This is a genomic window from Mucilaginibacter defluvii, assembly GCF_039543225.1.
GTDB lineage: Bacteria > Bacteroidota > Bacteroidia > Sphingobacteriales > Sphingobacteriaceae > Mucilaginibacter > Mucilaginibacter defluvii.
The window spans coordinates 43,850-66,534 of record NZ_BAABJI010000004.1; the positions used below are offsets into that span (position 1 = coordinate 43,850).

16 protein-coding genes are annotated in these 22,685 nt (G+C 45.0%); 8 read left to right on the top strand and 8 right to left on the bottom strand.

Annotation, left to right across the window (positions count from 1 at the left end):
- The first annotated feature begins 129 nt into the window (after positions 1-129).
- Complete coding sequence (locus tag ABD960_RS17105; RefSeq protein ID WP_345332993.1) at positions 130-3,462, top strand: vitamin B12-dependent ribonucleotide reductase; 3,333 nt, start codon at positions 130-132, stop codon at positions 3,460-3,462.
- A 605-nt stretch (positions 3,463-4,067) separates the two neighbouring features.
- On the opposite strand, the gene ABD960_RS17110 is transcribed toward ABD960_RS17105, so the two are convergent.
- The 4 genes from ABD960_RS17110 to ABD960_RS17125 form a co-directional block, all read right to left on the bottom strand.
- Positions 4,068-4,562 (bottom strand): GNAT family N-acetyltransferase, encoded by a 495-nt coding sequence (locus tag ABD960_RS17110; RefSeq protein WP_345332996.1) that lies wholly within the window; start codon positions 4,560-4,562, stop codon positions 4,068-4,070.
- 1 nt (position 4,563) lies between these two features.
- The gene (locus ABD960_RS17115; RefSeq protein WP_345332998.1) at positions 4,564-5,274 is read right to left on the bottom strand and encodes an ABC transporter ATP-binding protein; all 711 of its coding nucleotides are present in this window, start codon (positions 5,272-5,274) and stop codon (positions 4,564-4,566) included.
- 4 nt (positions 5,275-5,278) lie between these two features.
- Entirely contained in the window at positions 5,279-6,757 is a 1,479-nt protein-coding gene (locus ABD960_RS17120) for a DUF5687 family protein (protein ID WP_345333000.1), read from the bottom strand.
- 128 nt (positions 6,758-6,885) lie between these two features.
- The gene (locus ABD960_RS17125) at positions 6,886-8,166 is read right to left on the bottom strand and encodes a replication-associated recombination protein A (protein ID WP_345333003.1); all 1,281 of its coding nucleotides are present in this window, start codon (positions 8,164-8,166) and stop codon (positions 6,886-6,888) included.
- Between the two features lie 205 nt (positions 8,167-8,371).
- Here ABD960_RS17125 and ABD960_RS17130 point away from each other — a divergent pair, with 205 nt between their 5' ends.
- The gene (locus ABD960_RS17130; RefSeq protein WP_345333005.1) at positions 8,372-9,052 is read left to right on the top strand and encodes a hypothetical protein; all 681 of its coding nucleotides are present in this window, start codon (positions 8,372-8,374) and stop codon (positions 9,050-9,052) included.
- A complete protein-coding gene (locus ABD960_RS17135; RefSeq protein ID WP_345333008.1) occupies positions 9,049-9,681 on the top strand; it encodes a DNA-3-methyladenine glycosylase family protein in 633 nt (210 codons plus the stop codon). Before ABD960_RS17130 ends, ABD960_RS17135 begins: the two co-directional genes overlap by 4 nt.
- 364 nt (positions 9,682-10,045) lie before the next feature.
- On the opposite strand, the gene ABD960_RS17140 is transcribed toward ABD960_RS17135, so the two are convergent.
- Positions 10,046-11,446 carry an MBL fold metallo-hydrolase RNA specificity domain-containing protein gene (locus ABD960_RS17140; RefSeq protein WP_345333010.1) on the bottom strand — a complete coding sequence of 467 codons (1,401 nt, stop codon included), beginning with the start codon at positions 11,444-11,446 and terminating at the stop codon, positions 10,046-10,048.
- A gap of 125 nt (positions 11,447-11,571) precedes the next feature.
- Here ABD960_RS17140 and ABD960_RS17145 point away from each other — a divergent pair, with 125 nt between their 5' ends.
- The 4 genes from ABD960_RS17145 (at position 11,572) to ABD960_RS17160 (ending at position 15,017) form a co-directional block, all read left to right on the top strand.
- The gene (locus tag ABD960_RS17145) at positions 11,572-12,042 is read left to right on the top strand and encodes a hypothetical protein (protein ID WP_345333012.1); all 471 of its coding nucleotides are present in this window, start codon (positions 11,572-11,574) and stop codon (positions 12,040-12,042) included.
- Between the two features lie 10 nt (positions 12,043-12,052).
- Complete coding sequence (locus ABD960_RS17150) at positions 12,053-12,421, top strand: BlaI/MecI/CopY family transcriptional regulator (protein WP_345333015.1); 369 nt, start codon at positions 12,053-12,055, stop codon at positions 12,419-12,421.
- Between the two features lie 6 nt (positions 12,422-12,427).
- The gene (locus ABD960_RS17155) at positions 12,428-14,122 is read left to right on the top strand and encodes a TonB family protein (RefSeq protein WP_345333018.1); all 1,695 of its coding nucleotides are present in this window, start codon (positions 12,428-12,430) and stop codon (positions 14,120-14,122) included.
- Positions 14,123-14,225: 103 nt separating this feature from the next.
- Positions 14,226-15,017 carry a DUF1835 domain-containing protein gene (locus ABD960_RS17160; protein ID WP_345333020.1) on the top strand — a complete coding sequence of 264 codons (792 nt, stop codon included), beginning with the start codon at positions 14,226-14,228 and terminating at the stop codon, positions 15,015-15,017.
- Here the strand turns inward: ABD960_RS17160 and ABD960_RS17165 are convergent.
- Entirely contained in the window at positions 15,014-16,573 is a 1,560-nt protein-coding gene (locus ABD960_RS17165; RefSeq protein ID WP_345333022.1) for a glycoside hydrolase family 10-like protein, read from the bottom strand. The two genes, ABD960_RS17160 and ABD960_RS17165, sit on opposite strands and share 4 nt — an antisense overlap.
- Positions 16,574-16,811: 238 nt before the next feature.
- Here ABD960_RS17165 and ABD960_RS17170 point away from each other — a divergent pair, with 238 nt between their 5' ends.
- Entirely contained in the window at positions 16,812-17,723 is a 912-nt protein-coding gene (locus ABD960_RS17170) for a hypothetical protein (RefSeq protein ID WP_345333024.1), read from the top strand.
- Between the two features lie 192 nt (positions 17,724-17,915).
- Here ABD960_RS17170 and ABD960_RS17175 read toward each other — a convergent pair whose 3' ends face one another.
- Positions 17,916-21,662 (bottom strand): sensor histidine kinase, encoded by a 3,747-nt coding sequence (locus tag ABD960_RS17175; RefSeq protein WP_345333027.1) that lies wholly within the window; start codon positions 21,660-21,662, stop codon positions 17,916-17,918.
- Between the two features lie 71 nt (positions 21,663-21,733).
- The gene (fabD, locus tag ABD960_RS17180) at positions 21,734-22,621 is read right to left on the bottom strand and encodes an ACP S-malonyltransferase (protein WP_345333029.1); all 888 of its coding nucleotides are present in this window, start codon (positions 22,619-22,621) and stop codon (positions 21,734-21,736) included.
- Positions 22,622-22,685: the final 64 nt, after the last annotated feature.

Sequence of the window (22,685 nt, forward strand, 5' to 3'; positions counted from 1 at the left end):
TATGTGGAAAACTCAAATTGTGCGCAACCCTTCTCCACGGTAAATTTGATTAAAAACTCTTATAGATTTTTTTACTGACACAATCAAATCATAAAAGTATAAACTGACAGATCAATAATATTATTAGCTATGGGCAAAAACATTCCAAAAAAATCAGCGGCTTCAGGCGGCAAAGGATTGAAATTCAGCAGGTATTTTACCACAGAGGGCACCCCGGTGTTCGACTTGTTCAAGTACGAAAAACGCTCATCCGTTATCCGCAATCCGTCGGGCGATGCGGTGTTTGAGATGAACGATGTTGAAGTACCGGCGTCATGGTCGCAGGTGGCAACTGATATTTTGGCTCAAAAATATTTCCGTAAAGCCGGTGTACCACAACCTGACGGTACTACCGGATCAGAAAAAAGCATTAAACAGGTTGCCCACCGTATGGCAAACTGTTGGAAGGAATGGGGCAGCCGTTATGGTTACTTCGCCACCCCGCAGGATGCCCAGATTTTTTATGACGAGATAGTTTACACTATTACCGGGCAGTTGGCAGCGCCAAACTCTCCGCAATGGTTCAATACCGGTTTACATACCTCATACGGTATTACCGGAAAACCACAGGGGCATTATTATATTGACCCGGTTACCGAAACGCTTACCAAATCAACCTCGGCTTATGAGCGCCCGCAGCCGCATGCCTGCTTCATCCTTTCTGTTGATGATGACCTGGTGAACGAGGGCGGCATTATGGACCTTTGGGTACGTGAAGCCCGGATCTTTAAGTACGGATCGGGTGTAGGTACCAACTTTTCTAAAATCCGTGGCGAGAACGAAAAGCTATCAGGCGGTGGTTATTCATCAGGCCTGATGTCATTCCTAAAAATAGGCGACAGGGCAGCAGGCGCCATCAAATCGGGTGGTACAACACGCCGCGCGGCCAAAATGGTTTGCCTTGATCTGGATCATCCCGAAATTGAAGGTTTTGTAAACTGGAAAGTTGAAGAAGAGAAAAAAGTAGCCGCGCTTATTGCCGCTGGTTATTCGTCTGATTACGAGGGCGAGGCTTATCGCACGGTATCGGGCCAAAACTCAAACAACTCGGTACGTATACCAAACAGTTTTTTCCACGCGCTAAACGAGGGTAAAAACTGGGATTTGGTTGGCCGCATGAATGGCAAAACCGTTAAGTCAATATCCTCACAAAAACTTTGGGATGATATCGCTTTCGCGGCCTGGGCTTGTGCCGATCCGGGCGTGCAATATGATACCACCATCAACGAGTGGCATACCTGCCCTGAAGGTGGCCGTATCAACGCCTCAAACCCATGCTCAGAGTACATGTTTTTGGATAATACCGCATGTAACCTGGCCTCCATCAACCTGGCGCACTTTTTTAACAAAGAAACCCGTGTGTTTGATGTTAAAGGTTACGAGCACGCCTGCCGTATATGGATAGTGGTATTAGAAATCTCCGTACTGATGGCGCAATTTCCGTCAAAAGAAGTTGCCGAACTATCATACGATTACCGTACGCTTGGTTTAGGCTATGCTAACCTGGGTTCGGCTTTGATGGTTAACGGCATCCCTTACGATAGTGATAAAGCTCGTGCTATTGGCGGCGCTATTACCGCTATCATGACAGGTACTGCTTACGCTACTTCAGCCGAGTTAGCCCGCGAGCTGGGTACCTTCCGCCGTTACGAGGATAATAAACAACACATGCTGCGTGTAATGCGCAACCACCGCTACGCGGCCTATAATTCGACCGAAAACTACGAAGGTTTGGAGATACTGCCTCCGGGAATTGACCAAAAGGTTTGTCCGGATTACCTGCTTTCTGCCGCGTGCAACGCCTGGGATAAAGCTGTTGAAATGGGTGAGAAACACGGTTACCGCAATGCGCAAACTACCGTTATTGCGCCAACAGGCACCATTGGTTTAGTTATGGATTGCGATACCACCGGTATTGAGCCTGACTTCGCGCTGGTTAAATTCAAAAAACTATCAGGCGGCGGTTACTTTAAAATTATTAACCAGGCCGTGCCTGAAGCTTTACAGAACTTAGGTTACAAAGAGCACGAAATTACTGCCATTGTAAACTACGCTAAAGGTGCCGCTACTTTAAAAGGCGCGCCGCATGTTAACCTGGAAAGCCTGAAAGCTAAAGGCCTTACCGATACTGAGCTTGAAAAATTGGATAAAGCAGTTGTGTCTGCTTTTGAAATATCATTCGCGTTCAACATCTGGACTTTGGGCGAAGAAGCGGTTAAACGCCTTGGATTTACTGCCGAGCAATATAACGCGCCTGATTTTAACCTGCTGCGCAGCTTAGGTTTCAGCAAAAAACAAATTGCCGAGGCTAACGAGTACGTTTGCGGTACCATGACTATTGAGGGCGCGCCTTACTTGAAAGAGGAGCACTACCCAATATTTGATTGTGCCAACAAATGCGGCGCCAAAGGCGAGCGTTATATCCACGCGCATGGCCACATCAAAATGATGGCGGCTGCACAGCCGTTCTTATCTGGTGCGATATCAAAAACAATCAACCTGCCAAACGAGGCTAAGGTTGATGAGATAAAAGATTGCTACGAGCTATCATGGAAACTGGGCTTAAAAGCTAACGCCCTTTACCGTGATGGTTGTAAACTATCTCAACCGCTTTCAACCAAATCCGACGTTAAGGAAGAGGCTGAAGAATCGCTTGAATCTGTTGAGGAAGTATTGGGCGAGGCTGCCAACGTTAAGCTGAGCGACCTTACTGCCGACCAGGTTTTGGAAGCAGCGATGGCCATCATTGAAAAATCAAAAGATACCCGCTTTATGCGCCAGCTATCGCGCGTGGTGCAAAAAAAGAACCTGCCATTTAAACGTCGTGGCTATACGCAAAAAGCCAGTGTTGACGGGCAAACAGTGTTCGTTCGCACAGGTGAATATGAGGATGGTACATTGGGAGAGATCTTTGTGGATATGCACAAAGAAGGCGCAACCTTCCGTTCGTTGATGAACTGTTTTGCCATTGCCGTATCGGTAGGTTTACAATATGGTGTGCCGCTTGAGGAGTATGTAGAGAAATTTACTTTTACCCGCTTTGAACCGGCAGGTATGGTAATGGGCCACGCCAACATCAAGAGCGCTACTTCCATCATCGACTACATTTTCAGGATGCTGGGTTACGAGTACCTCAACCGTACCGACCTGGTGCATGTAATTACCGAAGACAAAGCGGTAGTAGGCCACGGTTTTGATGACAGTGATTACAATACCGATGAAACCAACGTGTACACACCCGAACCAGCAAAACCTGTAACTGCTGCAGAAAGCAAGGGCGGCGCTAAGCACCAGCTATCGGTTGATTTGAGCATGGGCGTACAAAGCGATGCCCCAAGCTGTAATGTTTGTGGCCATACCACGGTACGTTCTGGCACCTGCTATAAGTGTTTGAATTGTGGTAACTCAATGGGTTGCTCATAAGCAATAGACCTTGCTGAAAGCAGATGCTCCGGCTAAAGCTTTCAGCCTTCTATAATAGTTAATTTTACACCAAAGCCCTGCCGGCATTAAGCTTGCAGGGCTTTTTTATGATAAAGATATCTGTCGTTTTACTATCGCTTCATTGCGAGGTACGAAGCAATCCCCGAGCGATTTGCTTGAAGAATGTCCTAAAGAGATTGCTTCGTACCTCGCAATGACGCGTTTTTATATTTTATAAAGATAGAGAAGCAAATCAAAAAGCGCGTAGGCCTGCCAGAAAACCGGGCCATGAATATGGCCTGTGCGGCTGAAGGTTTTTTCCGGCTTGACTTTTGGTTACTTTGTGTCTAAGACAAAGTAACTGGCCTCTGCGGCCAAGAGCAGATAGACGATGATTAGAGCAGAACCACTTAATAAAAGCACTAAAAGGAGCTTTATTACTTGTCCTAAATTTCTTTTATGCGAACAAAAGAAACAAAAATCGCTGGCTGTTTAATTTTCTTTGAAAGGTAGTGCACCATCAGTGCTACCGAAAATTAAAAGGCCGGAATTTAGATTATGATAGGTTGTGCTTTTTAGTTATTCCATAATACATTAGATCATATCTATAACTCCTTCCGCATCACATAGTCATTCATAAAGTAGGGCCCGATGGGTATATCTTCCTCGTAAATTACTTCAAAGCCCATCTTCTCGTACATGCCTTTGGCTTTGTTGTGGCGGTTAACATTCAGGTCGAGCTTATCGGCTCCGGTAGCTTTAACATGCTTAACTATTTTGTTTATCAGCGCTTTGCCGTAGCCTTTGCCCTGCATAGCGGGCAGGCAGTATAGCTTGTGCAGTTTATATACTTCCGGATTATCTTCGCGTTGCGAGTAAGCGGCAAAACCCACTGCCTGATCATCCTCCAACAAAAGCAAAAAGGTTTGTTCGCCGGTTTCAACCTGGCGTTCAATTACCTCAGGCGCGTAAATGGTGCCGAGCATGTATTCAATCTGCTCTTTTTCCAATATAGGCGAATAAGTTGGCCACCAGATTTCCTGGGCTAATTGCACTATGGTAGCGGCATCGTTTATATTAGCTTGGCGTATGGTATACATATTATTCAAAACTTTGACCTACCGCGAAATAGTCTTCCAGCTCAGCCAGGGTTGATGAGCCTGTGGCGATGTCTTTTATAATAACGCCCTTTTCCATCAGAATAATACGGTCGCTCACATCGGTAATGTGGTTAAGGTCATGGCTTGATACAATGGTAGTAACCCCGCGCTGGCTGCTCAGTTCCTTCAAAATATTTTTCAGACGGATCTGTGTCGATGGGTCGATATTGGCAAAAGGTTCGTCCAGCATCAGCAACTCCGGCTTTTGCAGCAAGCAGGCAGCAATACCTACTTTAGCCTGGTTACCTTTTGACAGGTCGCGGATGTATTTACCGCGTTTTAATATCTCGCCGTTAAAAAACTCGGCAAGGGTGGTTAAAAAGTCATCTACGTGCGCCTTGCTTTCGCCATTCAGTCCGCCGATGAAATACAGGTATTCTTCGGGGGTAAGATAGTCTATCAAGAAGCCCTCATCAAGGTAAGCGGCGGTATAATTTTTCCAATGCTCGTTACCGGCAACAATCTGGCCTTTTGACAGGATCTCGCCTTTATCGGCACGGATCAGATCAAGCACCATGCGGAACAGGGTGGTTTTACCCGCGCCGTTATTGCCTACCAGGCCAATACTTTCGCCTGCTTTAATTTCAAGCTGAGGTACATTTACAACGGCCTTGCCGGCATATACCTTTACAATATCTTTTACTTCGATCATGGATTTATTTAGCTCTGAAGCCTTCGGCCAGTTTAAATTTTTTAGTTATAAAGTCCTGTTCCAGTTTTTTGATCCAGAACGGGCGTAGCGCAATACATATTACCCCTACAGCGGCCAGCACTGCTAAAGCTACGTTGCTATTTACAAAGTATCTTAGCGGTGCATAAAGCACAAAGGGTGTTACCAGTAACGGAATAGATACCAGGAGTTGAGTAGCGCCAACGCCTTCCCAATTGAAGGACGCGCCTTTGCTGAGGTCAATACGCCTGTGGTTGCGGTTTGCAAAGTATAATATAATGGTGGTGTTAACACCCAGGTTCCACAGGTACATCACAAAGTGGATCAACACCACACGCCAACCAAAATAAACATAAGGTATGGTAAGGATAAACGCTACAGTTGATACGCCCGTAAACAGCAGGTATTTGGCTTTCAGAAAATCGGTAAATTTTACTTTGCTCACCAGTATGCCATCAAAATGCGAGGCCTGCCAGCTAAACATAAACTGCCCGTAGTTGATGATGAAAATACCCGTCATGAACATGCCGACAAATACCTTGAAACCCTCGTTGTTTTTAAATGCCGGGTTAGGGTAGAAGAACAGGCCATACAGCATAAAGAACAAGCCCATGATCAAGGCGGAGCGGGGCCGCTTATTGCGGAAGATCAGCTTAATCTCGTTCGCTACCAAATCGCCAACGCTACCAAAGCGGTTAAGTATCGGGTAATCGGTACTGTTTTTATATGATGATGCTTTGTTGGCATTCAAATCCTCCAGGTACAGATTGGCCTTTAAAAACAAAAAGTTGATGTAAAACATTACTGCCGCCAAAGCAACAGGCACCAATGCAAGGGCAGGCGTGGTCATCATCTTACCAAAAAAGCTGTATGAAATAGCTTTTATGGAGTAAAAATGCCACATAAAATCGCCCGCGTTAATGAGGATCAGCACTGCCGAAACCGCCAGAAAGATCCACCCGTTAAGGTTTGAGCGGCGCTTAATGTACAGCGCCAGGTAATTATTAAAAACCATAAAGCCGGTTATGGCGACAAAAAAAGCCAGCGCGGCAACACCGCTGTCAGGCGCGATTACCTTGAATATAAAAAATGAAAATAGCAGGTATGGCCACAAGTTAAAAAAAGACAGCATAGAAACCGCCGAAAGATACTTGATCACTGTGTTGCGCTTTACGCGCAAATGCAGGTAAGGCTGAACCTTTAATGTTGGGAGCTCCTGCAATTGCAGGCGTAGTAGCAAGTCACACAGAAAGTAAAGGAGTAGTATTCCACAAAATGGTGCAACAATATCCTGGTTTTTATATATTCCTTCCAGGATTTTGTCAAGTGCGAAGCCTATTACCAGGATAGAGCCCAGCAGATAAAGGATCAACAGGCCCATCACTATTCGTACCGCAATATTTTTACCGGTATTTTTTGCCCGCCAGAATGATTTTAACTCGTGGCTGATGAAAGTTGAGGTCATTGTGTTAACAGAGGTTTTTACTAAGATTATAAAATTACCCTATTGTTACAACGGCCTTGGTTTTTGCAAGGCATGGCCATGCAGCAATAGGGGAACCGGCTGTTAAAATAGCAAAAATTACCCAACGGTTAATATTTATACCGGTTGCCCCAAAGCTTTTTGAGTTTTTCCCTGATCTCGTTTTCCTTGGAGTTTACGCCCGGCTGGTATATTTTGCGGCCCCTGATAGCTTCCGGCAAAAAATCCAAATCAGTAAAATTCCCCTCAAAATTATGCGCGTACTTATAATTTTTGCCATAACCAATGTTCTTCATCAGCTTGGTTGGCGCGTTACGCAGGTGCAGGGGTACGGGCAGATCGCCGGTTTGTTTAACCAGGGCAATAGCTTCGCCAATGGCGGTAGTTGCTGAGTTGCTCTTGGGTGATGTTGCCAGGTAGATAGCGGTTTGCGACAGGATCAATTGCGACTCGGGCATGCCAATTTTGGTCACCGCCTCAAAGCAGCTTTGCGCCAGCAGCAGGGCGTTTGGGTTGGCGTTACCAATGTCCTCTGATGCCAAAATGAGCATACGCCGGGCGATGAACAGCGGATCTTCGCCACCCACGATCATGCGGGCCAGCCAGTATACAGCACCGTTTGGGTCGCTGCCGCGCATGGATTTGATGAATGCCGATATAATATCATAATGCTGCTCGCCGGTTTTATCATACAGCGCCATATTTTGCTGTACGTGTTCAAGCACCACCTCATTATCCAGTTCAATGCTGTCACCATCAAAGGCGTTTACCAGCAGCTCAAAAATATTAAGCAGCTTACGGGCATCGCCACCGCTAAGGCGCAGCAGAGCTTCGTGTTCTTTTATGGTGATGTGTTTGTCTTTTAAGATCACATCCTCGCTCATGGCCTTTTCCAGCAGGTTTACCAAGTCGGCTTCAGACAAATGTTGTAAAATATATACCTGGCATCGCGACAGCAAAGCGGAGATTACTTCGAAGGACGGGTTTTCGGTAGTAGCGCCTATCAGCGTAACAATGCCCCGCTCCACGGCACCCAGCAGCGAGTCCTGCTGCGATTTGGAGAAGCGGTGTATCTCATCAATAAACAATACCGGCAAGGTTTCGCCCCGATCTTTCAGCAGCGATGCCTTTTCGATCACCTCGCGTACATCCTTAACCCCCGAGTTAATGGCGCTCAGCGAAAAGAACGGGCGGTATAGCGATTGTGAAATGATGTAAGCCAGCGTAGTTTTACCTACCCCCGGCGGGCCCCAGAAAATCATGGAGGGGAGCGAGCCGCTTTCAATAGCCTTGCGCAGCACAGCACCCGGACCAACCAGGTGTTTTTGGCCCACATAATCATCCAGGGTTGCCGGGCGCATACGCTCGGCCAGCGGCGGCAGATTGTTCATCCCGTAAAAATCAGAAAACTATAGAGTATATCCTAAAAAAGTTAGTAATATTACTGTGGCTGATGTTTAGTTCTTCGACTGGCTCAGGATGACAGTATGAGTGGGCTTTTTTGTCATTGTGAGCCTATCTAACCATTGGCAAAGCGATGAGCCGCGCGTTTAGTTCTTCGACAAGCTCAGGATGACAGACAAACTGAATTAAAATATGAACCGAATAATTTTATTACTTGCAATACCCATGTTGCTGATGGCATGCAAAAGCAAACGTGATATTACAGGCTTATACAATTTGGAAGGATCAAACTATAACATCATTAAATTAAATGCTGATTCCACTTTTCAGTTTGAAAACTTTAATGTGAATAATTTTGACCTTAACCTTTTTCAACCTAAAAAAGGACGCGAGCCACACCGGTTTGCAGCTTCCGGCAGTTGGAGTAGAATAAGTGCGGATTCAATAGAACTACATAGTGTAAATGCCATAACCGACACTTCGTGTTATTGGACTGTAATTAAGCAGCCAAATAGTACCGGTGATTTTAAGTTTACTTTTCAATCATTAAGCGGTGTTAATGTTGGCATTTTTCAAATTTCAAAAGATCCCGACTTCAAAAATGATATTGCTATGCGATTACACGGAGGTTTTAAATCTTTTGAAATGGAGCCGGAAAAATTTGATACATTGTATTTTAATGATGGTAATCAAAGTTTATTATATCCGGTTTGGCGTTTTGTTAAGGGAAGTAATTTACCGGCTCATTATATCATCACCTTGAAACCACCTCACTTTAATGGCTATTTTAAAAACAAGGTTGTTGCTATTAAAGGCAATAAGTTAAAGTTTAGCAAAGACTCGGTTTACAAAAAATTCACCCCAACCCGATGAACACCTTCGATCAATCCAACTTCCATACTATTTGCGATGAGCTTGCCGGTAAGGATGCTGACCTGAAGATGGTGATCGATACCTACGGCTACCCACCCATGTGGAGCAGGCCCAATACGTTTGAAACACTGGTGCATATTATCCTGGAGCAACAGGTGTCCTTAGCTTCGGCGTTATCAGCCTTAAATAAATTGCGCGAGCGTATTCAGGAGATCACCCCATCGCGGGTATTGCTGCTCACAGACGAAGAACTAAAAGCCTGTTACTTTAGCCGCCAAAAAACCATCTATGTTCGTTATTTAGCCGAGGCTATGCTTACCGGCGAGATCAACCTGAAACATATAGCCGCCATGCCTGATGATGCCGTACGCAACTGCCTTACCACCCTTAAAGGTATCGGTAACTGGACGGTTGATGTTTACCTGATGTTTGTTTTGCATCGTACCGATGTATTTCCGTCTGGAGACCTGGCCGCGGTAAACGCTTTAAAACGTGTAAAGCAGTTGCCACCTGAAACTACTAAAGAAGCTGTAGCCCTGATAGCCGGGCAATGGGCGCCTTACCGCACTGTTGCCACCATGATGCTATGGCACTGGTATTTGTCGTGCCCTAAGAAGGTAAGGCGATAGCCATCAAGTTACCAATAATGGAAGGTTGATAAACAATAAAGCATCTTCATTACCTGTCCTGAATTTCTTTTGAGCGATCAAAAGAAACAAAACTCGCCGGCTGTTTAATTTTCTACGAAAGGCAGTGCATCTTTAGTGCTAACCGAAAATTAAGAGGCCGGGAGGTGTGATTATGTGCAGTTAGTTACTTCAATAACCGTTGGCCTACCCGGGGATTAGTGTAAACAGGCAGTGCTTTTGCTTGTATACAAATTTGTCATTCCGAACGAGGTACGAGGAGGAATCTATCGACTTGCTAATAAACGCATATAGATCTCTCACTATCGTTCGAGATGACAAAAATTTTTACAGCCTTAAAAAGACTTTACAGATCAACCCTACTATGCTGGTAAGGTATTTCCACTTCCTTAAAACCCTTTTCTTTTAACTTCTCCGCAAAAATTTGCTGAACGTCATACTCACCATGCACCAGGAATAATTTTTTTACCTGTGCGGGATTCTGGCAGGATACAAAATGCAGCAAGTCTTCGTAATCGCCGTGCGCGCTCATTGATTTGATCACTTCAACATCGGCGTTTACCTGGTACTGCTCTCCAAAAATGTATACTTCACGCTCGCCGCGCATCAGGTGCCCACCCAGTGAATTTGGTTCGCAATAGCCAACAATCAGTATGGTGTTCTTTTGGTTGTTGATGTTGTTTTTAATATGATGCTTTACCCTGCCCGCCTCGGCCATACCTGATGACGAGATGATTACACATGGTCGCGGATCATCATTCAGGGCAATGGACTCTTCGGTTGATTCAATAAAACGCAGACCTTTAAATGCGAACGGATCATCGTCTATCTTCATCACCTCTTTTACATTCTTATTATACACTTCGGGGTGATCTTTCAGTACCTGGGTAGCTTGTAGCGATAACGGACTATCTACATAAAAAGGCACGTCAGGTAACACGCCGCGCAACTCAAGCGCATTCAGCGCATATAAAAGTTCCTGCGTGCGGCCAACACTGAATGCGGGGATAATCACCTTTCCCTTTTTACGTTCGCAGGTATTGCGTATCACTTCCAGCAGGGCATCCTCAATCGGGCCAATGTCCTTGTGCAGCGAATCGCCGTAGGTTGATTCCAGCAAGATGTAATCAGCCTGCGGAAAGGTTTGCGGGCTTTTAAGCAGCAAGTCGCCGTAACGGCCCACATCACCGCTAAAGGTAATCCGGGTTTCTTTTCCTTCCTCCAGTATGGTTAAGTGTACGGCAGCGCTGCCCACCACGTGGCCGGCATCAGTAAGGGTAAATTTTATTCGTGGCGATATCTCGTACACCTCGTTATATTCAACCACCTTAAACTGGCGCATGGCCGTCATGGCATCTTCCTCGTTATACAATGGCTCTATCAGTTTCTGCCCTTTGCGTTTACGCTGGCGGTTGCTGTACTCGGCATCCTGCGTTTGTATCCGTGCTGAATCCATCAGCAGTATACGCGCAAGGTTCATGGTTGGCGGGGTGCAAAATATCGGCCCGTTAAAACCCTCGGCTATCAGGCGGGGTATTAAGCCGCAATGATCAATATGCGCGTGCGAAAGGATCATGTAATCCAGCTTTTGCGGGTTAAAGCCGAAATGCTCGTTCATATCATCAGTATGTTCACCCAACCCCTGGAACATACCGCAATCAAGTAATAACGACGTGCCATCGTTAAGTTCAATATAATGTTTGCTGCCGGTTACGTTGCGCGCAGCACCATGAAAAACTATATGCATTGGTGTATATAATAGATGTGCGATAACAACCATGCAGACTGTAAAAAGTTTATTTTTAAAAATAACTAAAAATTTAGTTGCAAATATCAAAAACAACTAATACCTTAGTTTTAGATTATAAACCGATGAAAATTCTTGTTCTGATAGCCATGTTAGTATTACCCGTTGCAGCAGCAGCGCAGCCAAAGGCTTTAACCTTTGAGGATGCCGCAGCGCAAGGGCTTACTGTTGCACGGTTAGATGAACAATATGCCAGTGCTCTGCATACCGACACTACAAAAGCGATATTCAATGGCAACCGTCAGCAAGATTTTTTTAAAGCCTATGTGGCCATGCTTACTGAGCTTGCCGCATATTTAAAGGATAACGGCTTTGCCTGGGGCCAACCTACCCGGCTTGTTCACCGTATATATTTTGAGCCCGACGGCAAAATTGATTACTACCTTGTAAACCTGAAAGCGCTTGATAATGATCAGCCTAAAAAAGAAAAGTTTGTAGCTTTATTAAATACGTTTATACAATACCACAAAATAAATATAACTGCTGATAAAAAGTTTGCGCAATGCGGACCGGCCATTTATCAGGATAAGAAATAGAAAAAAAGATATGGAAATTAAAGAGTTAACACGAGCCGAAGAGCAAATAATGCAGGTATTATGGCAATTAAAAAAGGGATACGTGAAAGATGTGATAGAGCAATTGCCCGAGCCTAAACCCGCCTATAATACCGTATCAACCATCATTCGGATACTGGAAACCAAGGGTTTTGTTGGGCATACCGCCTATGGCAAAAGCCATGAATATCACCCGGTGATCAGCAAGGAGCAGTACCAGGATTTCGCGTCAGACAAGTTGCTGAGCGGTTACTTTAACAACTCGGTTAACAGCATGCTCTCATTTTTTGTAAAAAAGGAAAAAATAAACCTCAAAGAGGCCGACGAGATAATGAAACTGATTGAAAAACTAAAAAAATAAAATGTTATGACCTGGTGGCAATATTTAATACTGGCAAACCTGTACCTGGGCTTGTTTTATGGGTTTTATGCCCTGTTGCTTCGTAAAGAAACGTTTTTTCAGCTTAACCGTATCTACCTGGTAGCATCGGCAACATTGTCGTTCCTGCTGCCGCTTATACAGGCAAACTGGGTACAAAACCTGTTTATAACGCAGCAGGTAAAAACGGTTATTTACAACGCGCCGGTAATTGCACTGCAATACACGGGTACCGAGAACGACATCGTTAGTATAGGACATATTATTGCCTATGCTTACCTGGCGGGGTTGCTGGCATTCGCCATCAGGTTTACCTGGCAGCTGGCCAGCCTGCAAAGGCTCATCGGCAAACATACGGCGGGCGCGTACTCCTTCTTTAATAAGATACGGGTAAGCGGTGAACTATCAGAACACGATGTAGTATCGGCACATGAGCATGTACATGCCCGCCAGTGGCACTCGGCAGACGTTATGCTGATCGAGCTTATCAGCATCATCAACTGGTTTAACCCGGTAGTTTACCTTTACCGCAAGGCCGTAAAGCACATACACGAGTTTATAGCCGACCGCCAGGTAATTGACGCGGGCGCCGATAGGGCAGGTTACGCCATGTTGCTGCTTAACCAAACCTTTAATGCGCCGGTACACAGTTTAGTTAACCCCTTTTTTAATCACAGTCTTTTAAAACAACGTATCATGATGTTACAAAAAAACAGGTCGCAGCGCGTTAAGTTGCTAAAATACGGCCTCTCTGCCCCATTATTCGTGCTGATGCTGATCCTTTCATCAGCTACTATAAACGATAACAAAACGGTAAAGGCAATTAATAAAACCGCCGAAAAGGTACTGGGAAAATCGGTAGCCGAAGTGGTGCCGACAGAATATATTACTATTGACGAACCGGTTAAGCAACAGCCTAAACAAACAGTTAAGCAAATTGAGATAATTGAACCTCAAACACTGACAGCACAGGCAAAACCGATGGAGCTTACGCTTGATACCGTGCCTAAAGGAGGCAATGAGGTTTTTACCGCTGTTGAGCAACAACCCGAGTTTCCGGGAGGGATAAAGGCGTTTGCTAAATATCTTCAAACCAATATTAAGTACCCCGCAGAGGATGTAAAAAACAAAGCATCGGGTAAGGTATTTGTTCAGTTTATTGTAGAAAGAGATGGATCATTAAATGATATACAGGTATTACGTGGTATATCTGAAACGATGAATGCCGAAGCGGTAAGGGTATTAAAACGATCGCCTAAATGGTCACCCGGAAAACAAAATGGTAATACTGTTAGGGTACAATATACCGTACCAATAGCATTTAATCTTCCGTTGGCCGATAATGCTGTCAAGGAAAGCGAAAAGCAGGGCACGCTGATACCCGGTAACGGCGATGACGACGACAAACCGCAGTTTACCGGCCAGAAGGTAAAAGGCAAGCTTGATGAAGTGGTGGTAATTGGCTACGGCAAAAAAGACACATCAAAATTCCGTCAAGGGCTTATGCTTAGAGGAAAAGCGGACTTAAAAGGTGTAACGTATTACTTAAACGGCAAGGAAATGACAGAGAAAGATATAAAAGAACTTGACCCGAACACCATAAAGAGCATTAATGTAACTAAAGACGCATCGAAAAAAGAAGGTGAAAAGGGTTACAGCAAAATCATGGTAAACACCAAATAAGTCAGTTAATAGTTCGCACTAAACCTACATTCGCATTAAAAGCCACCTATTTACCAATGGGTGGCTTTTTAGTTGCAATGCATTTGGTAGCTTTGTATTATCTATGGAAAAACAACTGCATATACTTAACGGCGATGCCATGCTGCATGGCTTTAACGGCACCGGGCTTGATGGCGACGTATTGATATGGCGCGAAATATTAGCCGAGGGGCCGGTTATTGAAGATATATCATCCGCCAGGTTTTGGGAATTGCGGTCGGCCTGGATAACCACGCAGTTTAACGCACCTGCTGACGAATATCAAACCAAGGTGATTGATGAAATTGCCAAACTTAGCTGCCCTTACAACGAGATTACCTTGTGGTTTGAGTTCGATTTGCATTGCCAGGTAAACCTGCTGGGCGTATTAAATTTGCTGCGCCTGCACTCTGATTTAAACGAGCAGAGCATATACCTGGTTTGCCCCGCCGAATACCCGGGTAAACCGGAATTTAAAGGACTGGGCGAATTAAGCGGTACCGAGCTGGATTATTTGTATGACAATATACGGGTACAACTCACCGGGTATGACATGACCCTGGCCGCCGAAGCATGGACGGCATATTGTACAGGTGAGACCGCAAAAATTGAAGCATTTATAACCGGCACGCCATTTTGGGCCAACATGACGTTATTAAAGCCTGCGTTAGAAGCACACTTAAAACGCTTAAAAACCAATGATCAGGGCCTTAATTATATTGAAGAGCAATTATTGCTTATATACAACAAAGGAGTAACCGATCGCGCAGCTATCTACCAGGCTTTTTGGGCAGATAACGGCATTTACGGCATGGGCGATTCCGCTATTGACGTGTATCTGAAAAATCTGCAAAACAAAGGACTGATCAGCCTTTAATTGCTTACCGCGACAGCAGGCGAACGCTCGCTTTCGTTTTTTATACGGTCGATGGCCGTTACAATGTATAAGTAATGTTTTCCTTTTTGCGCGGTGTTATCGTCGTAAAACAGGTCGGCGTTGTACTTAATGCTGATGATATTTTTAGGGTCGTTGATATCAGTACGCTCACCTTCTTCAAAACGGTAGATCACGTAGCCATAAACCGGTTCGCTATCATGTGCGGGGGTGGGTTCCTGCCAGCTTAGGCGCACACCCCTGCCGGTTTCCTTTACGGTGAGATTACGCGGCACGTTAGGCGCAACAGAATCCAGCCAAAGCATAGGCGGCGGCAATGCGGGGTAACGGTAATACGTGTTACGCAACGAATCGGCAATACCCAGCGGATTACTGATCAGCGAATTCGAACTAAAGTAAACACTGCCCTGCACACGCGGATTATTGCGCAGGTAGTTAATTTGGTTAGGCAATTCAGATGGGTTACGGAAAGCGGCTGTCTTTCTTTCCAGCAAACGGTATGGCGCCTGCCCGATATATAAATGCCGGTTATTGGTATTGTTGCTCCACCAGTCGGCAAGCTTATCAAACGCGGCCGCTCGGTTACCTATAGGCCAGTATAATTGCGGGTTAATGTAATCCAGCCACCCCTCACGTATCCATTTACGGCTATCGGCATATTGTTCGTAATAAGATGAGCCGCCGTTGGTTTCAGAACCTTCAGGGTTCTGGTATTTATTAGCCCATATTCCAAACGGACTGATACCAAATTTCATAGAAGGCTTGTGTGCGTGTATACTGTCGCTCAGCATTTTTATCAATACGTCTACATTATTGCGGCGCCAGTCCTTTATGTCGGTAAAACCGGTGCCATATTTTTCAAATGCTTCCTGGTCGTTTATGCGCTGGCCGGCTATGGGGTACGGGTAAAAATAATCATCGAGGTGTATACCGTCAACATCATAATTATTAACCACATTGAGTACTACCCGCACAATGTATTCCCTAACCTCCGGTATGCCCGGGTTAAACAGTTTAATACCGCCATAGGTAAAAAACCACTCGGGTTTTAAGCGGGTAATATGATCGCTTGCAACAGCGTTAAAATTCTTATCAAAAGTAGCCCGGTAAGGGTTAAACCAGGCATGCAGTTCCATACCGCGTTTATGCGCCTCGGTTACGGCAAACTCCAGCGGATCGTAATTTGGCGATGGTGCCCTCCCCTGCTGCCCGGTAAGGTATTTTGACCATGGCTCAAAGCTCTTGGCGTAAAGCGCGTCGGCAGCCGGGCGTACCTGCAGCATAACGGCGTTGATTCCGGTTTCATGATGCTCATCAAGCAAAGTAAGCAGTTCGGTTTTCTGCTTGTCCGGTAACGAGCGTGAACTGCTCGGCCAGTCGATATTTACAACAGTGGCTATCCACACCCCCCTAAACTCACGCTTGGGTTCGGGTTTATAGTTATCGGCTATCTCAAGCTCCCGTGCAGGCTGTGCATACACACGTAAACCCGACAGCACCAGCAAAATGTATAATACAGCAACGGAGTAGATACGCATCAAAAAACGGTTTATCAATTAATCTGCAAAGATATAAACTGTGCAGGTACAGTTTTATTATTACAGATAATAAATCGGCCAATTTTGTGTTTTAAGCATATTGTACTTAATTTAGCGGATAAGCGATACCCATTAAAAACGGTATTGAAAGCCGTAATATTACAATAAAACACTAAGTAATAGTTACATGCCAAGCTACAGGCCTGCGCGGCGGGCCAAGCGTTAAACTAACTTATTTATGGAGAACCCTTCTGAAAAACCGGTAAAAAAGAATTCGAACGTTATTTATTTTTTAATTGTTGTTGTTATTGCATTGCTGGGTACTGATGTGTACCTGTACCTGCAAAAAAACAAATCGGACACGAGGGTGGTGTTTGTTAACGACGAAAAGTTAAGATTAAAAACCGAACTGGACAGCCTTGAGGCGCAAATTGAACTGGTTAACAGCGCTAAAACGAAAATGTCTGCCGAGTTACAGGCCAAAAACGATTCGCTGCGAACCAAGATCCGCGTTTTGAGGGCTGAGCTGGCTAAAGGCAAACTATCCGCCGCTGAACTGGCCAAAGCACGTGAGGATGTAAAACAACTCCGCTATTTTGTAACTAAATACACTGCCGATATTGAGGAGCTGAAAAAACAGAACTCATCATTACTAACCGAGCGCGATACACTGAAATCAAACCTGGCGGCAGTATCAGAAAAAGCCACAACACTTGAAAAACAAAACCAGGAACTGAATACCAAGGTACAACAAGCTGCCGCTTTAAAATTGTCAGCAGCCGAAGTAGTGGCCTACAAAGTAAAGGATAGCGGCAAAGAGTCAGACGTTACCAAGGCTAAGTCGGCTAAAAAGTTTAAGATCAACTTTACACTTGTACCCAACGGTGTTGCAGCCAAAGCCCTGCACGATGTTTACGTACGCGTGTTGGACCCAACCGGCAACCTGATTACCTCGGCCGATGCAGGCAGCTTCACCGCTGATGACCAGGAAATGCAATACAGCTACAAAACGGCTATTGATTTCAGAGATGACGGCAGCGCTTACACTATTGATTGGGTAAACCCTTCGCCATTCCAAAAAGGCACCTATACCGTTATGCTTTATTCGGATGGTTTCAGCATGGGTAAAAGCAGCATTACACTGAAATAATTTACAGCTTGGGAAGAGGAAATAATAGCACGTCATTTCGAACAAGGTACGAGGAGAAATCTATCCCTTTGTTATAAACACAAACAGATTTCTCGCTGCTATCGCATTTAAAATAAGTATATAAACCATAAAGGCCTCAGTATTGCTGAGGCCTTTATGGTTTATATTGATTTGTATGTTTGTTAAGTTACACTACTGAACATCATCTGCCGAAGGCAGGCTTAAGTAAAAGGTAGTACCTACGTTAAGCTCGGTTTCAAACCAAACCTTTCCGCCGGCGTTTTCTATGGAGTTTTTGATAAATGCCAGCCCCAAACCGGTGCCCGAGCTCTTGGTGGTAAAGTTTGGCTCAAATATCTTCTCGCGCATATTTTCGGGTATACCGTTACCATTATCTTTAATGCTCAGTAAGATGTTTTTACTGGTGATGAGATAGTTAAGATCTATCACGCCGTTCCTGTCCGGCGGGGTGGCTTCAATAGCATTCTTAAGCAAGTTGTTAAAGCAGCGCAGCAGCTGGTCGCGGTCAGCATTGATGATGAACGGATGCTCAAGGGCCTGGTAGTTTATGGTCAGGTTATCCATCTGCTTAAAAATGATCACAGCCTGGTTAAGCACCTCAAACAGGTTTAGCTTTACCATTTTGGTATCGGGCATTTTTGCAAAGGCCGAGAACTCCGAGGCGATAGACGACAAACTCTCTATCTGCTCCACAAACGACTTGCTGAAGCGCTCAAATTTCTGGTCGAACTTGGGATCCTTGTCTTTCCATGATTTATCAAGCAACTGCAAACCCAGCTTTAGCGGCGTAAGCGGGTTTTTAATTTCATGGGCAACCTGTTTGGCCATTTCGCGCCAGGCGCTCTCCCTTTCAGATTGTGCCAGTTTTTGCGCGCTGTTCTCCAAAGCGGCTATCATTTTGTTATACTCCTTAACCAGCGCGCCTATCTCATCGTCACGGTCCCATCGTATCGGCTCGTTCTTCTTACCATATATTATGCGGCTCAGGCTGTTCTGAATAAAATTGAGCGGCGCGGTAATTTGTCTCGCGATGATAACGGCCAGCAACCCTATAGCTATAAAAACGAGTGCATAAACGTTTATCATGGCATTGAGCAGTGCGCCAACCTGGGTTTTATAATCAACCTCGTTTGAAAAATAGGGCAACTGCAAATAGGCTACCGTTTCCTGCTTATTGTTTTTAAGCGGCGCATATACCGATTTGTAATTCAAATCGCCTATCTGCTCATCATTTACATACTCTGATTTCTGGAACCTGTTCATGTAAATAAACGCACGTGCATTCATGCGTTTTACGTGCAAACCATACTCGTAAATTTTTGGCTGCGTACTTATAAGCGGTATGCCCTGCAGGTTAAACAGCGTCAGATCGGCCGAGTAGGTATTGGCCAGTTCGTCAAAATCGGTAAGTTTTTCTTTGTTGATATTGTCGATATACTTGTTAAACTGCCCTTTTTCAAAGGCCTCGGTTATGCGGGCAATCTTACCGCGTATCATTTCCTCCTGCTGTGAGTTATACTGTGTACTGATGAACAGGAAAGTTATGAAACCAACAATAATCAGCGTAAACACAACAGCCAATATCATTGAGAACTGGATACGCGTTTTGTACAATATTTTATCAAAGTTGATGCGGAAGCCCCATTTTATCCGGTTATCGCTCACATATAAAATACGTATACGCAACCACAACCAGCGTATAAGCACCACCAGCAAACTAAACAGCAACAGCAGTACAAAAAAGAAGGTAAGCGCGGTTACACCAAAAAACAATGAATTTTCGCTGCGGCTTACCACAATAACATTACGTTTGGATTGTTTGAACACCAAATGGTTATGCCGCGAAAATGTACGGTACCATTCCGGATAAATGCTGTTTGTTGTAACAAACCGGTAGGTAGTTACCGGCGCATCAAAAGTTTTGTTAACCACATCGTACACATAATTACCGCTTTGGGTTACCAGGCGGCCATCAGTGTAAAAGGCGTACGAGTAGTTTTTAAATTCATCGCTTTGGTTATTTACGCCCTCAACCAGCAACTCCGGAAAAGCCCTCGGGTTGTTCAGCTTTTTTGACCGCAACTCGATCACGATGCAACCTTTACGAACGCCCTGATCGCTCACAGGCATCACCGCGAAATAATTTTGCGAGCCGAACGATTCATTCTCCCGGTAAAAATAGTTAGACACTTTAAAGGAGCTGTACATTACCAGATCCTTAAATACGCTCAGCGAGTAGCTGGTGTCGGTGCCCAGCGGTTGCTCGTTATTATCAAACTGGTGGATGTTCAACTCATAACGCGAAAGCGTACCATCAAAATACAGCTTTTGCAAACGCGTTTTCAGGGCGGCGTCCTGTCCGGGCTTTCCAAAAGCCCCTGTTACTTCGGTATCTTTTAAAATGCGCTTTTCCAGCTTGCCTAATGATTCGTTGACGTTGGCGTCATCGGGCACCAGCAATTTTTTTATCAGGAGTTTGCGCTGCCCTATTTCTTTAATAGATTGAAAGGTGTTTAACTCTAACGACGATATAATAGCCCCTACAAAAACCATGATAAGCAAGGGCACGGCAGAGAGGCGTCCATCAGCAAAACGGTAATCATACGCCCGGATGAACACCATTACACCCATTAGTAAGAAGAAAACGTTGAAGCTATTGATCCATGTGTAAACAGCCGTTGCCGTTACAATCACCATTAAAAAAACAAAAGCCTTATGCGCGTTTGAAATAGGCAGTTTGATGCAGATAGCCGCGAAAGCATCATTAATTAGATAGAATATTAAAAAAGCGAAGCACAATACCCCTAAACCAACTACGCTAAGGCCCGATAAGTTAAGCACATTGGTTACATCAAAATTGATATTTGAATTAATGATCAGGCCCTTAAACAGCTCCAGCAGCCAAGCCGATATGCCTACTATAAATGCCGAGCAGCCAAGCAATACAGCATAGCTACCCGCCCTGCTGCGGATGTTATTGAGCAGATAGTTGCGGTTTACGTAAATAAAGGCTGCCAGCCACGTGGTGAACAGTATGTTGATGCAAAAATCGCCAAGCGAAGGGAACAGCGCGTTAGACGCGTAGTGGCTCGGATTAAACAGGTCGAGCTTGAAGGTAAAATCGGGCCAGCGATAAAACAGGTTTACAAACCTTAACGCGCTGATAAAGCAAACCAACAGCACAATAGAGAGCAATGCCTTGCCCCTGCGCGCAAGCTGCAGGCAAAGATCATTAACCAACAGGCAGAGTACTAAAAAGGCAAAGAACCATACTGTTAATTCCGAATAAAAATACCGGCTGTTTACGGCGTCGTTTTTTAGTTTTACCCCAAAAAGGTATTGCCCGCTTACACTGTGAACCGGATAAAATTGCCGGTCGGTAAAATCAGCCAGGTCAACAATATCATCGTCATCCTTCAGCAGATCCTTGGTAAAGCCGTTGCGCAGGTAATTATTTTGAAAGGCGTAGTTTTGTTTTATCGGGAATAAAAAGATAGCCGAAAAAGCGCCATCATCCTTACGCACGGCTTCGTAATAGCCGTTAGGCTGTTTTATAAAGGAACGCCCCGGCTTTATGCGCCCCGGGTTAGGCGGCAACACCTTAACGCCGCTCCAGAACGAAAGGCTGCCGCTATCAAGGGTAATAAACCATATATGGTTTTTAACGGTATAATCTTTTATTAGCTTAAGGGCAAGCTGGTCGTTTTTGCGCAGTTGCCTCAACTCGTTAAACTTTACCGAATCATTTAGTATTTCCTCTATAAAATGCTCCCTTTCGTGGATGTTATCTTCAAGTATGCGGGCGGTTTGCTCGAGCGTGCGGCCAGGCGTATATGAATTAGGCAGAATAACGGCCGTTATAAACAAGCTTACGGTAAGCAAGGCCAGCAGCAAACGTATTTTAACCCTGTAACTCAATTCGGTATATTTTTTTAGGCGGATAAAATTAAAAAAATAAAGCCACTTGTGAGGGTGGCCTTATCTGTGTGCTATTGATTGATGGTTGCGCTCGCCGTTGCAACACCCCTGTCAACCTTTTTCACAAGGCCTTGCAGTACATTGCCCGGCCCTACCTCGGTAAACGAGGTGGCGCCATCCTCCAGCATATGCTTAACGGTTTGCGTCCAGCGTACAGCGCCAGTAAGCTGGGCTATCAGGTTTTCTTTTATCTTTTCCGGATCAGTATACGGCTTGGCATCTATATTTTGGTAGATAGGGCAAACCGGCGCTTTTATGTTAGTCGCTACAATGGCGGCTTCCAGCTCCACACGTGCCGACTCCATTAAAGGCGAGTGAAAGGCTCCACCTACATTTAGTTTAAGCGCACGTTTGGCGCCTGCGGCGGTAAGTTTTTCGCAAGCGGCATCAACACCGGCTATGGTGCCTGAGATAACCAGTTGGCCCGGGCAATTGTAATTAGCCGGAACAACCACATCGCTCACCTGCTGGCAAATATCCTCAACTGTAAAATCATCCAGCCCTAAAATAGCGGCCATGGTTGATGGTTGAAGTTCACAGGCTTTTTGCATGGCGTTGGCTCGGGCGGCAACTAACCGCAAACCATCTTCAAAACTTAAAGCTCCGGCTGATACCAAGGCAGAGAATTCGCCCAATGAGTGACCGGCAACCATATCAGGCTTAAAGCTATCGCCTAAAACCTTGGCAAAAATAACCGAGTGTAAAAATATAGCCGGCTGTGTTACGCGGGTTTGTTTAAGGTCCTCATCGGTACCGTTAAACATAATGTCGGTAATGCTAAAGCCTAAAATATCATTAGCTTTTTCAAAAAGCGCGCGTGCTTCGTCTGATGTTTCGTAAAGGTCTTTACCCATACCTACAAACTGTGCGCCTTGGCCCGGAAAAATATATGCGTTCATGTTTTATTTGTTGATCAGTGATCGGTTAATCAGTGATTAGTTATTAACTTTTTAATTGGGTTAT

Coding starts and splice junctions, on each gene's coding strand:
- ABD960_RS17105 (WP_345332993.1), top strand. CDS start 130: ATGGGCAAAAACATTCCAAAAAAATCAGCGGCTTCAGGCGGCAAAGGA.
- ABD960_RS17110 (WP_345332996.1), bottom strand. CDS start 4,562: ATGTATACCATACGCCAAGCTAATATAAACGATGCCGCTACCATAGTG.
- ABD960_RS17115 (WP_345332998.1), bottom strand. CDS start 5,274: ATGATCGAAGTAAAAGATATTGTAAAGGTATATGCCGGCAAGGCCGTT.
- ABD960_RS17120 (WP_345333000.1), bottom strand. CDS start 6,757: ATGACCTCAACTTTCATCAGCCACGAGTTAAAATCATTCTGGCGGGCA.
- ABD960_RS17125 (WP_345333003.1), bottom strand. CDS start 8,166: ATGAACAATCTGCCGCCGCTGGCCGAGCGTATGCGCCCGGCAACCCTG.
- ABD960_RS17130 (WP_345333005.1), top strand. CDS start 8,372: ATGAACCGAATAATTTTATTACTTGCAATACCCATGTTGCTGATGGCA.
- ABD960_RS17135 (WP_345333008.1), top strand. CDS start 9,049: ATGAACACCTTCGATCAATCCAACTTCCATACTATTTGCGATGAGCTT.
- ABD960_RS17140 (WP_345333010.1), bottom strand. CDS start 11,446: ATGCATATAGTTTTTCATGGTGCTGCGCGCAACGTAACCGGCAGCAAA.
- ABD960_RS17145 (WP_345333012.1), top strand. CDS start 11,572: ATGAAAATTCTTGTTCTGATAGCCATGTTAGTATTACCCGTTGCAGCA.
- ABD960_RS17150 (WP_345333015.1), top strand. CDS start 12,053: ATGGAAATTAAAGAGTTAACACGAGCCGAAGAGCAAATAATGCAGGTA.
- ABD960_RS17155 (WP_345333018.1), top strand. CDS start 12,428: ATGACCTGGTGGCAATATTTAATACTGGCAAACCTGTACCTGGGCTTG.
- ABD960_RS17160 (WP_345333020.1), top strand. CDS start 14,226: ATGGAAAAACAACTGCATATACTTAACGGCGATGCCATGCTGCATGGC.
- ABD960_RS17165 (WP_345333022.1), bottom strand. CDS start 16,573: ATGCGTATCTACTCCGTTGCTGTATTATACATTTTGCTGGTGCTGTCG.
- ABD960_RS17170 (WP_345333024.1), top strand. CDS start 16,812: ATGGAGAACCCTTCTGAAAAACCGGTAAAAAAGAATTCGAACGTTATT.
- fabD (WP_345333029.1), bottom strand. CDS start 22,621: ATGAACGCATATATTTTTCCGGGCCAAGGCGCACAGTTTGTAGGTATG.